This window comes from Neisseria mucosa, assembly GCA_003028315.1.
In the GTDB taxonomy this organism is placed as follows: Bacteria; Pseudomonadota; Gammaproteobacteria; order Burkholderiales; family Neisseriaceae; genus Neisseria; species Neisseria mucosa.
On the sequence record CP028150.1, the window covers coordinates 2,608,493 to 2,625,222 of the forward strand.

Annotated in this window: 15 protein-coding genes and 1 pseudogene; 10 read left to right on the forward strand and 6 right to left on the reverse strand. The window is 54.1% G+C overall.

What is annotated here, in order from left to right; genetic code table 11:
• Positions 1-388: 388 nt before the first annotated feature.
• Positions 389-1,252, forward strand: coding sequence for a peptide chain release factor N(5)-glutamine methyltransferase (gene prmC, locus NM96_13210; protein AVR80135.1), 864 nt, complete (start codon positions 389-391; stop codon positions 1,250-1,252).
• A gap of 131 nt (positions 1,253-1,383) precedes the next feature.
• Here the strand turns inward: prmC and xth are convergent, their stop codons facing one another.
• Both xth and NM96_13220 read right to left on the reverse strand, forming a co-directional pair.
• Complete coding sequence (gene xth, locus NM96_13215) at positions 1,384-2,154, reverse strand: exodeoxyribonuclease III (protein ID AVR80136.1); 771 nt, start codon at positions 2,152-2,154, stop codon at positions 1,384-1,386.
• A 189-nt stretch (positions 2,155-2,343) separates the two neighbouring features.
• Positions 2,344-2,625, reverse strand: a complete 282-nt coding sequence (locus NM96_13220; GenBank protein ID AVR80137.1) for an ArsR family transcriptional regulator — start codon at positions 2,623-2,625, stop codon at positions 2,344-2,346.
• A gap of 560 nt (positions 2,626-3,185) precedes the next feature.
• On the opposite strand from NM96_13220, the gene NM96_13225 reads away from it, so the two are divergent.
• Together NM96_13225 and NM96_13230 are read left to right on the forward strand one after the other, a co-directional pair.
• Complete coding sequence (locus tag NM96_13225; protein ID AVR80138.1) at positions 3,186-4,067, forward strand: lauroyl acyltransferase; 882 nt, start codon at positions 3,186-3,188, stop codon at positions 4,065-4,067.
• 45 nt (positions 4,068-4,112) lie between these two features.
• Entirely contained in the window at positions 4,113-4,436 is a 324-nt protein-coding gene (locus NM96_13230; GenBank protein ID AVR80139.1) for a hypothetical protein, read from the forward strand.
• A 50-nt stretch (positions 4,437-4,486) separates the two neighbouring features.
• Here NM96_13230 and NM96_13235 read toward each other — a convergent pair whose 3' ends face one another.
• The 3 genes from NM96_13235 to NM96_13245 all read right to left on the reverse strand — a co-directional run bounded on the left by NM96_13235 (position 4,487) and on the right by NM96_13245 (position 6,684).
• Positions 4,487-5,833 carry a chloride channel protein EriC gene (locus NM96_13235; GenBank protein ID AVR80140.1) on the reverse strand — a complete coding sequence of 449 codons (1,347 nt, stop codon included), beginning with the start codon at positions 5,831-5,833 and terminating at the stop codon, positions 4,487-4,489.
• Between the two features lie 37 nt (positions 5,834-5,870).
• Complete coding sequence (locus NM96_13240; GenBank protein AVR80141.1) at positions 5,871-6,227, reverse strand: hypothetical protein; 357 nt, start codon at positions 6,225-6,227, stop codon at positions 5,871-5,873.
• A gap of 88 nt (positions 6,228-6,315) precedes the next feature.
• Positions 6,316-6,684 carry a hypothetical protein gene (locus NM96_13245; GenBank protein AVR80142.1) on the reverse strand — a complete coding sequence of 123 codons (369 nt, stop codon included), beginning with the start codon at positions 6,682-6,684 and terminating at the stop codon, positions 6,316-6,318.
• Positions 6,685-6,761: 77 nt separating this feature from the next.
• On the opposite strand from NM96_13245, the pseudogene NM96_13250 reads away from it, so the two are divergent.
• Positions 6,762-6,909, forward strand: a pseudogene (locus tag NM96_13250) (IS5/IS1182 family transposase).
• Between the two features lie 198 nt (positions 6,910-7,107).
• Here NM96_13250 and NM96_13255 read toward each other — a convergent pair.
• Positions 7,108-9,810, reverse strand: a complete 2,703-nt coding sequence (locus NM96_13255; GenBank protein AVR80143.1) for a phosphoenolpyruvate carboxylase — start codon at positions 9,808-9,810, stop codon at positions 7,108-7,110.
• A gap of 262 nt (positions 9,811-10,072) precedes the next feature.
• Here NM96_13255 and NM96_13260 point away from each other — a divergent pair, with 262 nt between their 5' ends.
• The 6 genes from NM96_13260 to NM96_13285 all read left to right on the forward strand — a co-directional run bounded on the left by NM96_13260 (position 10,073) and on the right by NM96_13285 (position 16,694).
• Positions 10,073-10,549, forward strand: a complete 477-nt coding sequence (locus tag NM96_13260; GenBank protein ID AVR80144.1) for a cyclic pyranopterin monophosphate synthase MoaC — start codon at positions 10,073-10,075, stop codon at positions 10,547-10,549.
• 320 nt (positions 10,550-10,869) lie between these two features.
• On the forward strand, positions 10,870-12,282 hold the full coding sequence (locus tag NM96_13265; GenBank protein AVR80145.1) for a PepSY domain-containing protein: 1,413 nt from the start codon (positions 10,870-10,872) through the stop codon (positions 12,280-12,282).
• A 189-nt stretch (positions 12,283-12,471) separates the two neighbouring features.
• Positions 12,472-12,978, forward strand: coding sequence for a D-glycero-beta-D-manno-heptose 1-phosphate adenylyltransferase (gene rfaE2, locus NM96_13270; GenBank protein AVR80146.1), 507 nt, complete (start codon positions 12,472-12,474; stop codon positions 12,976-12,978).
• Positions 12,975-14,774: a bifunctional biotin--[acetyl-CoA-carboxylase] ligase/pantothenate kinase gene (locus tag NM96_13275; protein ID AVR80147.1), complete on the forward strand. Its 1,800-nt coding sequence runs from the start codon at positions 12,975-12,977 to the stop codon at positions 14,772-14,774. The genes rfaE2 and NM96_13275 overlap by 4 nt, the downstream gene beginning before the upstream one ends.
• Positions 14,775-14,956: 182 nt before the next feature.
• Entirely contained in the window at positions 14,957-15,844 is an 888-nt protein-coding gene (locus tag NM96_13280) for a cell division protein (protein AVR80148.1), read from the forward strand.
• 193 nt (positions 15,845-16,037) lie between these two features.
• Positions 16,038-16,694, forward strand: a complete 657-nt coding sequence (locus NM96_13285) for a hypothetical protein (GenBank protein ID AVR80149.1) — start codon at positions 16,038-16,040, stop codon at positions 16,692-16,694.
• Positions 16,695-16,730 lie beyond the last annotated feature (36 nt).

Below are 16,730 nucleotides of genomic sequence, written 5' to 3' on the forward strand. Positions count from 1 at the left end.
AATCAGGAATACACAGCCTAATCCTTGGTTACTCAAGGAAAATAGTGGTTTAAGAACGTTTAGCGTTTAATTATGATGCTTGTACTGTTTCCTGGTTGCTTTTTATTAGATATGTTCATTTACTAAATATAAGAAAATGTATAGGGTATAGGATAAATGTGTAGGAATTTTGAAGCAGTATAAGGGGGACGACCTTCAATAATTTTTGTGTTTTTTCATCAAACGACATCTTCTATAGGGAAATCCTCACAAAGCTTCCAGCATTGTTATGTTTCCCGTCTTAATCCTGTTGCTTGGTGAACAAAAAAAGCTACTTGGAAAATTAAATGTTGGTAAATTCAAGGAAATCTTGGAAGTATTTTATGTTTGTTTTTAGCAGGCAGAGTTGATGGATGATGAGATGGAAATGAATGAAAAAAGAGTGATGACATTAGATGACTGGATACGGCAGTCTCCACTACCGCGCATAGAGGCACGTATGCTTTTGCAAAAGGCAGGAGGTTACAGCCGTGTTCAATTAATAACGCAGGGAGCAGAAGCGATTCCGGCAGATGTTTTCGTACGGCTAGAGAGTTTGGTGGAGCGTCGTCTGAATGGTGAACCAATGGCTTATATCATGGGTGGTCGAGAGTTTTATGGCCGTTGGTTTGAAGTCTGCCCTGATGTTTTGATTCCCCGTCCGGAAACCGAGCATTTGGTTGAAGCGGTTATCGAACATCTTCCGAAAAACGGACGGGTTTGGGATTTGGGTACCGGTAGCGGAGCGGTTGCCGTTACGGTGGCATTGGAACGGAAGGACGCAGAAGTACGCGCGTCTGATATTAGCAGGCAGGCTTTGGTTGTTGCCCGTCGAAACGCAGAAAATTTAGGTGCAGCAGTTGAGTTTGCATCAGGATCATGGTTCGATACAGATAAAACGTCGTCTGAAGACAAATATCGTTTCGATATTATTGTTTCCAACCCTCCTTATATTGAGGCAGATGACAGCCATTTGAATCAAGGAGATTTGCGCTTTGAGCCTCAAACGGCATTGACCGATTTTGCCGACGGCTTGACCTGTATTCGGGAGCTGGCACAGCGTGCGCCTGAATTTTTGAAAGAGGGCGGGTGGTTGCTGTTGGAACATGGATATAACCAAGGTGGGGCAGTACGGCAGATTTTGTCGGAAAATGGTTTTACGGAGATTGAAACCCGACAAGATTTGGCAGGTTTAGACAGGCTGACTTTGGGCATCAGGCGACATATTGAATAAGAGTTTTGGTGGTTTGAATGATAAAAAAACAAACGTCAAACCCGTACACGCCAATACAGCCCGGAATTTAAAAAAGGTCGTCTGAAAACCCAATTTTTGGTTTTCAGACGACCTTTTTTTAAGATTACGCCTTACAAATCAAATTCAGCCACGACCGGCGCATGGTCGCTCGGGCGTTCTTGCGCGCGCGCGTCCAAATCGACATAAACGTCTTTCAGCACGGCAGACAGGGCGGGGCTGATGAGTTGGTGGTCGATGCGCAGTCCGAGTTTGCGTTGGAACATCGCGCCGCGATAGTCAAACCAAGTGTAAAACGCGCCTTCGGGGTGGATTTGGCGCAGGCTGTCGGTCAAGCCCAAATCCAACAGATTTTTGAACCACTGTCTTTCGATGGATGAGCAGTGGATTTTTTCATGCCATTTTTCAGGATCGTAGCAGTCGGCATCGGCGGGCGCGATATTGAAGTCGCCGAGCAAGACCAGTTTTTCGTGGCGGGTCATTTCGTCGCGGACAAATTCAGTCAATGCGGCAAACCATTGTTCTTTATATTGGAATTTCGGGCTGTCGAGGGCTTCGCCGTTGACGCAATAGACATTGATGACGCGCACGCCGTTGACGGTTGCGGCGATGAGGCGGCGTTGCGGGTCGTCGGGTAGGGCAGGCAGGCCGACGTGCACGTCTTGCGGTTCGCTGCGGCTGATGATGGCGACGCCGTTGTAGGTTTTTTGTCCGCTCCAAACGCTGTGCCAGCCCATCATTTGCAGGGCGGCAGCAGGAAATTTGTCTTGGTCGAGCTTGAGTTCTTGCAAGACGAGGATATCGGGCTGATGGTCGGCAAGCCAGTTTTGCACCTGCGGCAGGCGCACGTTGAGGGAATTGACGTTCCAAGTGGTGATTTTCATGCGGATTCCGTGTGTGAGGGTCGTCTGAAAAGCGTTTCGGGCTTTTCGGGCAAAATAAGGACAAAACAAAAGCGGTTCATGAAAACCGCTTTTGTTGGGTAAACGGGACGCTATTGTAACATCAGGGAATTTCGGCGGCTGCCGGTTTTGAAACAAAAATCCGTTTGAGAAAACAAGGCTCAACAGCCTTTAGGCGGCTTTACGGTTTTCCAAATGGCGCAACGTATCGAGGATGACGGCGGCTTCTTCGGATACCAGCCGGTATTCGATGATGCGGTGGTAGCGGGTGAAATCGATCAGACCTTCGGAACGCAGGCGCGCGAGATGGTTGGAAACGGCGGTTGCAGGTTGTCCGAGCGTTTCGGATAATTCGGCGATGCTGCGTTCGCTGTCCATCAGCATGAACAAAATGGTCATGCGTTCGGGGTTGGCGATGAGTTTGAGAAGGGAAGAGAGACGTTTGGTTTCCATGATGTATGCCTTTCTATTCGTTAGCTTGATTTGAGGAGTATTACAAAAAGAATATGATTGTGATTCTTTTTATATTTCTAAGAAATTTCAAATGCTTATGTTTGTAAGTGTACCGCATTCAGGTGCAAAAGAGAGCATATGCGTTTAAATTTGCCGTAAATAATTGTTGTTTGGGCAAATCCCGAAGTATTTTAAAATGGGTAAAAGGGACGATTTTTTAGAAATGAAAAACAGGCTTAATCTATATGAAAATAAAAACAGCAGAAGTATAGAATTAGGGTTTTATAAAAAATATTTATAAAACAATTAAATATAAAAATAAAACTGTTCTTCGGTATTTGTATTGATAGTGGTTGGCTGTTTTGGAATATTAACGAAGTTTTAGGGAAAGTCTTATCGGTACGTTTTTAGTCTGTAAAAATTTTACAACAGTTACTATCAATTTTGTTATTTGATTTGAAGGTGCATCTTGATGGCAACGGCGTGCAGGCAGTCAACGAGGTATCGACTGCCTGCGTATTCGGCTATACAATCCGACCACCTTTCTTTGGTATACCTTTATGTATATTCTGATTACCTTTTTCTTCAAACTCTTCGCCGCCATGCCGCTGCGCCTGCTGCACGCATTGGCGGGCGTGTTGGGCTGCGCGGTTTATTATCTGCGCCGTGAGGATCGCGAACGCGTATTTGACAATATGCGGACGGCCGGTTTGCAGCCCGATGAAGCGGCGGTCAAGGCTGTGTTCCGCGAAACGGTCAAAGGCGGGTTGGAATTGCCCGTGGCTTTTTTCAGACGACCTGAAAGCATAGAAAAATTGTTTGTAGAAGTACGCGGATGGGAACATGTACAGGCTGCGTTGGATGCGGGCGAAGGATTGTTGTTTATTACCCCGCACATCGGCAGCTACGACCTTGCCGGACGATATATCAGCCAACAGCTTCCTTTCCCGCTCACGGCGATGTACAAACCGCCGAAGCTCAAAGCAATGGATGAGGTCATGCAGGCGGGGCGCGTACGCGGCAAAGGTAAAACCGCGCCGACCAGTATTCAAGGCGTTAAACAGGTCATCAAAGCTTTGCGTGCGGGCGAAGCCACCATCGTTTTGCCCGACCATGTCCCCGCACCCGAAGAAGGCGGAGACGGTGTGTGGGCAGAGTTTTTCGGTAAACCGGCTTTTACTATGACGCTGGCAGGCAAGCTCGCACAGGTAAAAGGGGTCAAGGCATTGTTTTTCTGCGGAGAACGCCTGCCGCAAGGACGCGGGTTTGTCCTACATATCGAACCCTTACGCGGCGAACTGAACGGCAATAAAGAACACGATGCGCGGGTAATCAATGAAAATACGGAATATTGGATACGCCGGTTCCCGATGCAGTATCTGTTTATGTACAACCGCTACAAACAGCCCGCAGGTGCGCCGGAGCCTCCCGGGCATGGGTGAAAAAATGTGAAAGGTCGTCTGAAAACCTGGGGTTTGAGTTTTCAGATGACCTTTTTTAATCATTTTTGTGGACGGATTCCACGCGACGGTGCTTGTGTTGTCGGCAGACACCGTAGTGAGGGCTTTGTCCGCGAGCCACTCAAAATTTCAAACATCTGTCCGTCAATTATCTTCGTGGGTAGAACCCACGTTACGGATACCGAGTCAGCCAAAACCGATAGAAAGTTCAAATATGAAAGGTCGTCTGAAACCTACATCGGGTTTTCAGACGACCTTTTTGCGTCAATCATTTTCGTGGACAGAGTTCACGCTACGGCAATTGTGTTGTCAATAAACTTTGTAGCGTGGGCTTTGCCCACGAATCGCTAAACATTTCAGACGACCTTTCCTACACCTTCCCACATCGGCAATATCAGGCTTCACTTCTGTCCGCTTTGTTCCACCTGTCGTTTGAAGCGTGTGCCTGCGGCGTGGTAGAAGGGGCGGGGGGAGAATTGGCGGGAGACTTGTGAGGCGAAGATGCAGGCGATGAGCAGCCAGAAGAGGAGGTTTTGTCCGCCGGTCATTTCCATCACGACGACGGCGGAAGTGAGCGGGGATTGGGTGGCACCGGCGAGGAAGGCTGCCATGCAGATGAGGACGAGAACGTGGGTGCCTTGGTCGAGTCCGGTGAGGATGGCGATGTGTTCGCCCAAGACTGCGCCTATGGTCAGGGAGGGGGTGAAGATGCCGCCGGGCGTACCTGTCCAGTAGGTCAGGACGGTGGAGAACCATTTGGCGGCGGCGAGTCCGGCGGGGGCTTCGTGGATGCCGCGCAGGGCTTGGGCGGCTTCGTGGTAGCCTGTGCCGTAGGTTTTGCCTTGGTAAAGCGTGCCGATGGCGGCGAGCAGGATGCCGATGAGGGCGGCGGTAATCAGGGGGTGGCGGCGGATGTGTTCGCGCCATTTGGCGGGGGCGAAGGCGGTGGCGCCGAGATACAGGGTGCGTCCGAACAGTCCGCCTGCGATGCCGCACGCGAGTCCGCAGCCCAATACCCAGCCGAGCATATTGTCGAGCGCGCCGCCGCTGAAGCCTGAAAAATAGGGATTGTTGCCTTGGATGGCGACTTGGATGAAACCGGCGGCGAGGACGCCGAGCAGGATTTGCCGCTCCCAACGCAGCATGACTTCGCGCCCGAGTTCTTCGATGGCGAAAATCACGCCTGCCAGCGGGGCGTTGAACGCGGCGGCAAGCCCGCCTGCCGCGCCTGCGGCGATAAGGTCGTTTTCCTGCATGCCGCGAAAGGCGAAGCCGTGTTTTTTGCACCATGCGCCCCACGCGCTCATGACTGCCGCGCCGACTTGGACGGACGGTCCTTCACGCCCGACGGATGCGCCTGCAAACATGGCAAGGAAAGTCAGCGGGATTTTGAGGAGGGTTTCGCGGAGGCGGATCAGGCGGGTTTTGTTGGCGCCGTAGGGCAGGGCGAGGCTGGCGAGCACTTGCGGGATGCCGCTGCCGGAGGTGTAGGGGGCGAAACGGCGGGTGATCCAGACGATGAGTGGCAGCCCGAAGGGTAGGGCGACCCAGGCAAACCAAGGATATTTTTGCACCAGCTCCGCATTCATTTCTAACGCGAAATCTGCCATCCAGGCAAACAGGAGGGCGGTCAGCGCGACCAATGCCGAACCTGCCAGCAGGAACAGAAAAGCAATGCTTTTACGCGAGATGCGGCGGGTTTGGTGGATTTTGTGCGTGATGTGGTAGGCGGGCGGTTTGGTCGGCATGGTATGCGGAAGTGTGGAAAAGGTCGTCTGAAAAGGGTTATTGCGGAAGGTGGTTCGCCAATGCGCTAAGATAGCCAAAAACGAAAGACAGCAACAATGACGAAGCGATGCCGACACCCCAGTAAATACATTGGTGCTGCGTAGGTTTGTCAGTGGTGGCACGCAGCAGTTTGAAATAGAGTGCGAACGTGGCGGATGAGATGGCGGCAGTCAGTAACAAGCTGAAGGGGGAAAAGGAGGAATGAAGAACGTACCCTATCAGTGTCATTGTCATGGCATAAAGCACACCCGCGCCTACTGCCCATTTCCAGATGGGATAGGGCTTGTCGGGAAAGTCTAGTGTTCCTGAAGCTTGAAGTCTGCCTAATGTTAATATGAATATAATGTCTAACATGATTATTGCCTTGGAGTAAGCTGTTTTTGTGTTTCAGACGACCTCGGGGTCGTCTGAAAAAAGAGGGGGTAGCCTATTGCCCCTCCAGTCAATGCATAATAAATAAGTTTGCCAAAGAAAACAATTTTTCGGTCAGTAGGGTTAAGGCTATACCTGAAAGAATGCCCAGTCCCCAATAGATAAACCGGCGGCGTTTCGGGTTGGATGTGGTACGCAACATTTTGAAATACAGAAGCAAGCAGCCGAACATGCAGATAGTTTGAAATAGAATGAGGGGGAGGCTGTCAAAGGCTTTGGAAATCGAATCAGAAAGGCTGCTTGTCACTGTGCGTATACATAAATAAATCAAAGCCGAGCCTGCCGCCGAATGCCAAAAGGGGACGGGCGAGTCGGATGAGTCGGGTGTCCTGTGGGGTTGAAGCCTGCCGAATAACAATATAAAGACAATGTCAGACATAATGAGTCGCCTTAACGTAAGCTGTTTTTGTGTTTCAGACGACCTCGGGGTCGTCTGAAATGTTATGGTGCGGCGATATGGGGCAGTATAGTGAATTAACTTTAAACCAGTACGGCGTTGCCTCGCCTTAGCTCAAAGAGAACGATTCTCTAAGGTGCTGAAGCACCAAGTGAATCGGTTCCGTACTATCTGTACTGTCTGCGGCTTCGTCGCCTTGTCCTGATTTAAATTTAATCCACTATACCGAGCTAAGGTGTGTCAGTACGTTGATCATCCGCAACGCCGAAGCGGCTGCCATACCCCGGTAAACACAGTGATGCAGCAGAACAGTATGGGCTTTCTCAAATAAAGCCCGCGTTACGGTTTGCGCTTGGTCTAAAGGTCGTCTGAAACGGTTTTCAGACGACCTTTTTTCGTACTGCCTTAACCTGTATTGCGCAAACCTTGTGCCACGCCGTTGATGGTCAGGTGCACCATCAGGAGGGTGTGCGGGTCGTGCGGGTCTTTGCGCAGGCGTTTGAGCATGGCGACTTGCAGGCCGTTAAGCGCGTTCAGGTACGGAATCCGCAGGGCAAGCGAGCGGGCAAGGCTGCGGTTGTCGCGCAAGAGTTCGTCGGTTTGCAAAAGGTCGAGCAGGGCTTTGCGGCTGCGTTGGTATTCTTCCTTAATCATGTCGAAGATGACGGCGGCTTTTTCGGGCGATTCGCTCAAGCCGGCGTAGTTTTCGGCGAGGGTGATGTCGGTTTTCGCCATGACTTGTTCCATATTGGAGAGCATGGCTTGGAAGAAGGGGTTGTGGTGCGCGTGTTCCTGCAGGGCGGCAAGGGTTTCGGGTTTGCCTTCGCACAGGCTTTCCACTGCGCTGCCGAAGCCGTACCACGCGGGCAGCATGAGGCGGTTTTGCATCCATGAGAACACCCACGGTATCGCGCGCAAATCCTGTATCCGCGCCAAAGTTTTGCGGCTGGCGGGGCGGCTGCCGAGGTTGAGGGTGGCGATTTCCTGTATTGGGCTGGTTTGCAGGAAATAGTCGATGAAGTCTGGGTGGGTAATCAGCTCGCGGTAGTATTTGAACGATACGTCCGACAATGCCTGCATGAGCGCGGGTTCGGGGTCTTTTTGATCGGGCAGCAGGCTGGCTTCGAGCGTGGCGGCGACGAGGGTTTCGAGGTTGCGCACGGCGTTGCCGGGGTCGGCGTATTTTGCGGTGATGACTTCGCCTTGCTCGGTGATGCGGATTTGTCCGGCCACGCTGCCCGCCGGTTGGGCGAGAATGGCTTGGTAAGACGGGCCGCCGCCGCGTCCGACGCTGCCGCCGCGGCCGTGGAAGAGGCGCATACGGACATCGTATTTTTTGAAGAGTTCGACCAAGCCCAATTCCGCCTGATAGAGGCACCAAGAGCTAGTAACGTAGCCGCCGTCTTTGTTGGAATCGGAATAGCCGAGCATGATTTCTTGAATGTTGTCGCGGCTTTGCAGCAGGTCGCGGTACCATTCGTTGCTGAACATGGTTTCCATGACGGGGCAGGCGTTTTCGAGGGCTTCGATGGTTTCGAAGAGGGGGACGATGTTGATGCGGCTTTGCGGTTTGCCGTTTTCAACCGTCAACAGGCCGCTTTCTTTAAGCAACAGCGCGAGGGCGAGCAGGTCGCTGGGCTGTTCGCAGTTGGAGATGATGCTTTGGGTAACGGCGTTTTCACCGAATTCGTCTTTGATGTTGCGCGCTTCGTTAAAAATCGCCATTTCGCGGCGGGTGTGTTCGCTGTAAGTGATGAACGGGCTGGACAGCGGCCGCTGGTGTTTCAGCTCGCGCAGCAGGACGGTTTGTTTTTCCGTTTCAGACAAGCTGCCGTAGTCTTCCAAACCGGCGTGTTTGAAGAGTTCGGCGACGACATCGGCGTGTTTTTCCGCGTGTTGGCGCAAGTCGAGCGGCATCATGTGGAAGCCGAACACGGATACGGAACGGATCAGGTCGGCGAGCCTGCCTTCGCCCAAAAGCGCGCTGCCGTTGTCGCGCAGGGAGCGTTGCAGCTTGTGGAGGTCGTCTGAAAATTCTTGCGCGGAGGCGTAAGGCATCATAAAGCCGAATTTGCAGCCCATACCCAAGCCGAGCGAGCGGGCTTTGCCCATCACGCGCGCCATGATGTAGGCGATGGCGCGGCGGTACGGCTCTTCGGTGCGGGCGATTTCTTCGTCGGGCGATTCGTCCGACAACGCCATCACGTCGTCGTTGACTTTGACGCGGCGGACGGAAAGCGGCAGCTCGCGGTAGAGTTTGTCGAGTTCACCACGGTAAAAACGGAACACCGCGTCGGCATGGCGGCGGAAAGCAAAACGCAGGGTCTCGGCGGAGACAAACGGATTGCCGTCGCGGTCGCCGCCTATCCAGCCGCCGATTTTTAAGATGTCGGGCACGTCCACATCAGGATAGGTCGTCTGAAACTCGCGTTCCATGCTGCGGTAGAGTTTGGGCAGTGCCTCGAAGAAACTCATCGGGAAGATGGATACGCCGTTGTTGATTTCGTCGTTGACGCTGAGTTTGTGGTGGCGCGTTTCGCTGGTTTGCCACAAGCCCAACAAGATGGTGTCGATTTCGCGGCGCAATTCCGCCAGCGCGTCGGCATGGGTGCAGCGTTCGCGGCGGGGCAGGAGGGCGCGGATGCGGCGGTTGAAGTTCAACACGGTTTGGCGTTGCACTTCGGTCGGGTGCGCGGTCAGAACGGCGGTAACATTGGTCGTATTTAATTGTTTTTGAACCGTTTTGCCGCCGACTTTCGCCGCTTTGAGTTTGCGTACCGTTTCCGCCAGGCTGCCTTCCGCGCCGCCGTGTCCCGCCTCTTCGTGGATTTGGCGGCGGCGTTCGTGGTGTACGTCTTCGGCGATGTTCAGAATCTGCGCGAACAAGCCGCAGGCAAGCGTCAGGTCGTGGGTTTGCTGTTCGTCCAGTTGCGGCAAAACCTTCTCAATCAAAGCCGCGCTGTCGTCCGAAGTGGACAACAGTTTGACCGTTTCCACTACCAAAGGCGAGGCTTCTTCGTGCAGGAGTTTGTACAAAGATTGTTTCAAAAATTCCGCGTCTGCCGCTAGAGCCGCGTCTTTGGGATTGTTCAGGATATGCAGTTGCATGATTTTCTCTCTTTATTTATCTTAAAAACAAACGTAAAACATTGTATAGCAGGTCGTCTGAAACCGCCATCGGAAAAGGTGTTGCAAAACACCGAAACTTGATGTAACCCGCGTCCGCACAAGTCAAGCCGTTAATTCCTTAACAAAGCCGTCCGTGCATTTCAGTCCGATTATTCTGCCGTTCGTATCCGCAGCATAGTCCGAAGCGTAGAAATCCCGTAAAATACTACGACATAAAATCCTATTTTCACGCAGGCACAGTATGTTCAACTTCAATTCCGTACGCGAAAACGACAAACGCCAACCCACCGTCCGCACCGCAGTGGCAAGCGGCTCCATCAACATGAGTACCTCCGCCATCAAAGTTTTGGCGGAAAACGCCACCCAAAACGCAGGCATCCTCAACGTCGCCCGTGTTGCCGCCGTCCAAGGCATCAAGCAGGTCGGACTGATTGTCCCGCTTTACCAACCCGCTGTCTTGCAACACGTCCGCGTCGATTTCGATGTCGATCTCGAACTCGCCTACGTCAAAGCTACCGTAACCGTCACTTCGGAAGGCGGCAAAAGCATCACGACCGAAGCCATTACCGGCGTCAACGTTGCCCTCATGTCCATCTACGACATGATGAAAGAAGTCGACCAGTCCATGATGATGACCCGCATCCACCTCGAATCCGAAAGCGGCGGCGAACGCGGCCCGTTTGTATTCGACGATGCCTACGAAAACATCGAATTCTGATTGAACAAACAAAGGTCGTCTGAAAACCCGGTTTGAGGTTTCAGACGACCTTGTTTTTCAGCAAAGCTTTATGATGAAACGCTTTCGGACAGGGAGCTGTTTTTGTTTGATACGGTTTTTTGTTGGTGCTGTCTTATGATGAGGCAGTATTATCAGAAATTGTTCATGTTTGAAAATTCGATTATACTTATAAAGTATTAGTTTTTTAGTTATTTTGTATAGTATTGCAACAAATTCAAATAGGGAATACCTATGTCGTCATTCCCGCGCGGGCAGGCGTTTTTCTTTTTTAACCCACGATAAAACAACAGAGAGAATTTATGGACACATCCCAACCTGCGCCCCGTTCCGACCAACAAGCCAACCGCCGCTATCTGACCGTGTGGCGGTGGCATTTTTATTTCGGGCTATTGGTCGCGCCCTTTCTGACCCTGCTTGCCGTAACAGGTCTAGGCATGCTTCTATTCGCCAACATCACCGGTAAAGAGGGCGAGCGCATACACGTTACCCCGCAGGCGCAGGTGCAGCCTTTGTCGGCACAGGCGGAAGCGGCGCGGCAGTCTGTGAACCCTGAAACCGCTTCGGTGGTGCAATATATCGCGCCGCGCGCCGACGATATGGTTGCCGTGTTCCGCGTAAACAACGACGACAAAGCGACCATGGTCGCCGTCGATCCTTACACGGCGAAAGTCGTCAGTTCCATGCCGCGCAATGAGGGCTGGTATCACACGATGGACGGAATCCACGGCGATATGATGCTCGGCACGGCGGGCGATTATCTGATAGAAACTGCCGCATCGCTGACCATCCTGATGATGATTACGGGGATTTATCTTTGGTGGGCGAAACAGCGCAGCCTGAAATCCATGCTTGTGCCGCAAACGGGCAAAGGACGCTCGTGGTGGCGTAGCATGCACGGTGCATTCGGCACTTGGGTTTCTTTGATTTTATTGTTGTTCTGCCTGTCTGGTGTTGCTTGGGCGGGCATTTGGGGCGGTAAGTTCGTTCAGTCTTGGAGCCAGTTCCCCGCCGGCAAATGGGGGGTCGAACCGAACCCCGTATCCGTCGTGCCGACCCACGGCGATGTGTTGAACGACGGCAAAACCAAAGAAGTGCCGTGGATTCTAGAACTCACGCCCATGCCTGTTTCCGGTACGACGAAGGGCGAAAACGGCATCAATCCGAGCGAACCGATGACTTTGGAAACGGTTGACCGCTTCGCCCGCGAAATCGGTTTCAAAGGCCGCTACCAGCTCAACCTGCCCAAAGGCGAAACGGGCGTGTGGACGCTGTCGCAGGATTCGATGAGCTACGACATGGTCAGCCCGACCGCCGACCGCACGGTGCACATCGACCAATACAGCGGCAAAATCCTGGCCGACATCCGTTTCGACGATTACAACTTCTTCGGCAAATTCATGGCGGCCAGCATCGCGCTGCACATGGGAACGCTGGGCTGGTGGAGCGTGTTGGCGAACGTTTTGTTCTGCCTGGCGGTTATTTTCATCTGCATCAGCGGCTGCGTGATGTGGTGGAAACGCCGCCCGTCCAAAGCGGGCGGACTGGTTCCTCCGGCGCAGAAAATCGAGCTGCCGGTATGGTGGGCAATGGCTGTGCCGCTTTTGATCGTGGCGGTATTGTTTCCGACCGCCATCGCCGCCATCGCCGTGATTTGGCTCTTGGATATGGCGTTGCTGTCGCGGATTCCGGTGCTGTCGAGGTGGTTCAAATAATGGTTTGAGCCGTTTCCCGCAAACCGATACGCAGCGTGGGCATCGCCCGCGAATAGGATGGGTTTGAAGGTCGTCTGAAAATCCGATTTTGGTTTTCAGACGACCTTTCCTTATTTTTACCCCGCGGTTTTCCTTTTCCGCCCGCTTCGGTATCATACCGCCTGTCTGTTTATCCCTGACGGAATCCCGATTATGTCTGACTGGTCCCTCCCCGATTTCGAACGCAAAATCTGCCCGCCCGAAGAATTGGCGCAACGTCTGCACGAACTGCCCCGCCCGCTGGTGTTTACCAACGGCTGTTTCGATATTCTGCACAGGGGGCATGTTACCTATCTGGCGCAGGCGCGTTCGGCGGGGGTGGCATTGGTGCTGGCTTTGAACACGGATGCGTCCGTGCGCCGTTTGGGCAAGGGGGACGACCGTCCCGTCAACCCGCTGGAAAACCGCGCGGCGGTGGCGGCGGCATTGGCAAGCGTGGATTTGGTCACTTGGTTTGACGAAGACACGCCCGCCGAGTTGATCGAGCAAATCAAACCCGACATCCTGATTAAAGGCGGCGACTGGCCGGTCGAAAAAATCGTCGGCGCGCAAGAAACGCTGGCGCGCGGCGGCAAAGTGTTTTCCATTCCGTTCCTGCACCAGACTTCCACCACGAAAACGCTGGAAAAAATCCGCGCAGCCGAGGGCGGCAAATGACCGCGCTGAAACTGCCGCACAGTCGGGTTTTGGCGGAACTCGCCGACGGTCTGCCGCAACACGTTTCCCATCTCGCGCGTATCGCGGGCGTGAAGCCGCACCAGCTCAACGGCTTTTGGCAACAGATGCCCGCACACATCCGCGGACTGCTGCGCCAGCACGACGGGCAATGGCGGCTCGTGCGCCCGCTTGCTTTGTTTGACGAAGAAGCCTTGCAGCGCTTGGGCGCGGAACGCGGTTTTCAGACGACCTTAAAACACGAATGCACGTCCAGCAACGACGAAATCCTGAATCTGGCACGCACTTCGCCCGAACAAGCCCATAAATCGCTCTGCGTCGCACATCTGCAAACCAAAGGCCGCGGGCGGCAGGGACGCAAGTGGACACACCGGCTGGGCGAATGCCTGATGTTCAGCTTTGGCTGGGTATTCGACAAACCGCAGCACGAACTCGGCTCACTCGCCCCCGCCGTCGCGCTCGCCTGCCGCCGCGCCTTGGCAGCATCGGGTTTGGACATACAAATCAAGTGGCCGAACGATTTGGTCGCCAGCAGGGACAAACTCGGCGGCATCCTGATCGAAACCGTCCGCAACGAAGGCAAAACCGCCGCCGTCATCGGCATAGGCATCAATTTCGTCCTGCCCAAAGAAGTCGAAAACGCCGCTTCCGTCCAAGCCCTCTTCCACAACGCGCAGCTTGCCCGCGGCACCGCCTCCGTACACTGCATTCCCGCTTCAACGCTGTTGGACAAATTATTGGGCGAACTCAATGCCGTGCTGACGCAATACGCGCAAAACGGGTTCGCCCCCTTCCTCGAAGAATACCAAACCGCCCACCGCGACCACGGCAGACCCGTCTTGCTCCTGCGCGACGGGCAGACCGTAAACGAAGGCACCGTCCTCAGCGTCGATGCACAAGGCGCGTTGCACTTGATGACAGCCGCAGGCGAACAAACCGTCGTCAGCGGCGAAATCAGCCTGCGCCCCGACGACACGCCCCGCGCCGCCGCGCCGCGCCCGCCCGAACGCCTCCTCCTGCTCGACGGCGGCAACAGCCAGCTCAAATGGGCATGGGTGGAAAACGGCGTGTTCAACGAAGTCACCCGCGCGCCGTACCGCGATTTGAGCAAGCTTGGCGAAGAATGGGCAGCGCGTTCAGACGACCGCACCCGTATCGTCGGTTGCGCCGTGTGCGGCGACCTCAAAAAAGCCCTGGTCGAAGCTCACCTGACCGCGCCCGTCCGCTGGCTGCCCTCCATGCCGCAGGCGCTCGGCATCCGCAACCACTACCGCAACCCCGCCGAACACGGCTCCGACCGCTGGTTCAACGCCTTGGGCAGCCGCCGTTTCAGCCAAAATGCCTGCGTCGTCGTCAGCTGCGGCACCGCCGTAACCACCGACGCGCTCACCGAAGACAACCATTACCTCGGCGGCACCATCATGCCCGGCTTCCACCTCATGAAAGAAGCCCTCGCCGCCAAAACCGCCAACCTCGACCGCCCCGCCGGCAAAGTGTACCCCTTCCCCACCACCACGCCCAACGCCATCACCAGCGGCATGATGGATGCCGTTTGCGGAGCCGTCATCATGATGCACGGGCGGCTGCAACAAAAAACGGGCGAAGGCAAACCCGTCGACGTCATCATCACCGGCGGCGGCGCAAGCAAAGTCGTCAACGCCCTGCCCAAGCAGTTTGTTTTGGACAATACAGTAAAAATTGTAGATAATCTCGTCATTTACGGCTTATTGAACTGGGTCGCGCAAGAGCAGGAACAGCCTGATAAATTGCCCGAATAAGCAGCAATGCCGTAGCACAGATTCAAAAAGGTCGTCTGAAACGCAACACCGCTTTTCAGACGACCTTCAGACGCAGCAAACTTCAGCCGGTTGGCTTTGACGCCGATCCGCCACAACCAATAACAACACAAAACCGCCCGCACACCGCAACGGCAACCGAACACAAAAAAGGAAAACAACTCATGAAATGGCTTTTCGCCGCCCTCGTGGCACTCAACATCATCGTCTTCGGCGGCATGATTACGCACCGCCTCAACAACGCCAAATCCCCCAACGCCGCGCCCGTAGAAGGCGGCGCCCACGAACTCGCCCAACCCGAATCCCTGCGCCCTCAGCAAGCCCCCGCGCCTGCCGACAACGCGCAACCCGACTGGCTGCAAACCGACGAAACACAAGCCGACCTGCCCGAGCCCGAATCCGAAGAAGCCATAGCCGAACGCAAGAAAAAAGAAGAAGAGGAACAGGCGCGCCGCGAAAAAGAAAAAAAAGAACGTGAAGAAAAAGCCCGCCGCGAAAAAGAAAAAGCCGCCGCCGAAAACACCAATCCGGCTGCTGCCGCCAACGAAAATCCCGCCGCCAAAAACGCATCCGCCGCCCGCCAATGTACGTCTAACGCCAGCGTTACCCTGGACGAAGACGACTACCACCGTATCAAAGGCCTGCTGACCCGCTGGCCGCACGCCGCCAGCCGCACCGTAGAAAAACGCGGTGCATCGAAAGACCACGCCGCCAAAACCTTCCGCGTCGTGCTGCCCGCCGACAGCGAAGCCATGAACCGCCTCGAAGCGCTCGGCAACAAAGGCTTCAACGGCACGCTTCACAACGGCGAAATCAGCCTCGGCGTGATGAAGAGCCGCTCCTCCGCACAAGTCCTCATCTCGCGCCTGTCCGCAGCAGGCTTCGGCGGCGCGCGCATCGTCGAACAAGACGACAAAGGCAACGCCGCCGACAGCACCCTCAGCGTTTCCCGCATGACCGTCATCTTCATGTCGGTCGATGAAAAAGACGCACAGGAAATCCGCAACATCGTCGGCCGCTACGGCAGCCTGAATATGAAAACCTGCAAATAAAACCCAAAGGTCGTCTGAACGTTTTCAGACGACCTTTTTACAGAAATATAGCCCATTCAAACCGTGAAAGTTCCTGCCTTCCTTCCTGCTTGGGTGGAAAAGGAGGTAAGGGTATTTTCTTAATGAATCCATTTCGGGCGTGAAAGCTTTGCCAAGTGCCTGAGACCGTCAATTCTGAGGAGTGTCCGTATTGATGAAACCCTTAATCTTTTTACTTCCCGCCGTGTTATCCCTGCATGCTGCCGCACAAAACTACGTCATTGCCGACGACCGGCTCAGTAGCGGGGTGTTGACGCTTGAGGGCAGCAGTTTTTCCGTCAGTACAGTCAATCCAAACGGCAATGTGTGCGATTATGAAGGCATCGTTCGCAACCGTATTGCCAGTGACGGGGAGGGCTGTGTCGTGCATTTCAGTTTCAAGCGCGACAGCGTGCGTTTGGACATCCCCGAAACCGCCCGAGAAGCCTGTCAAAGCTATTGCGGGCATAATGCTTTTTTCGACAGGGTTTATTATAAAATGCCGACGGCCTGCGCCCCGAAATATGCAGAAGCGGCAGAGCGGCGTTTCCGGGCTGCCTATCGGGAAAAACGTTTCCGAGAGGCGGCAAACCTAAAGCGGCAATATCTGAACCAATGCGGCAGATTCCTCTATCTGACCGACTGGATGCGGGTTTTGAATGACTTGGCAGTCAGCTTTAAAAATGCCGGAGATAAAGCGGCCTGCCGCAAAACGCTTGCCCCATTGTCCGAATGGCTGCGGGATTATCGGCCAAATTACATCAACGAAACAGATTACAAACGCGAAGCGTCTGCGGCAAGGTTTAACTTGAAACAGTGTGAAGCGGAATAAAACGAAATTCGCCCAGTATTTTCATATGATGGCCGA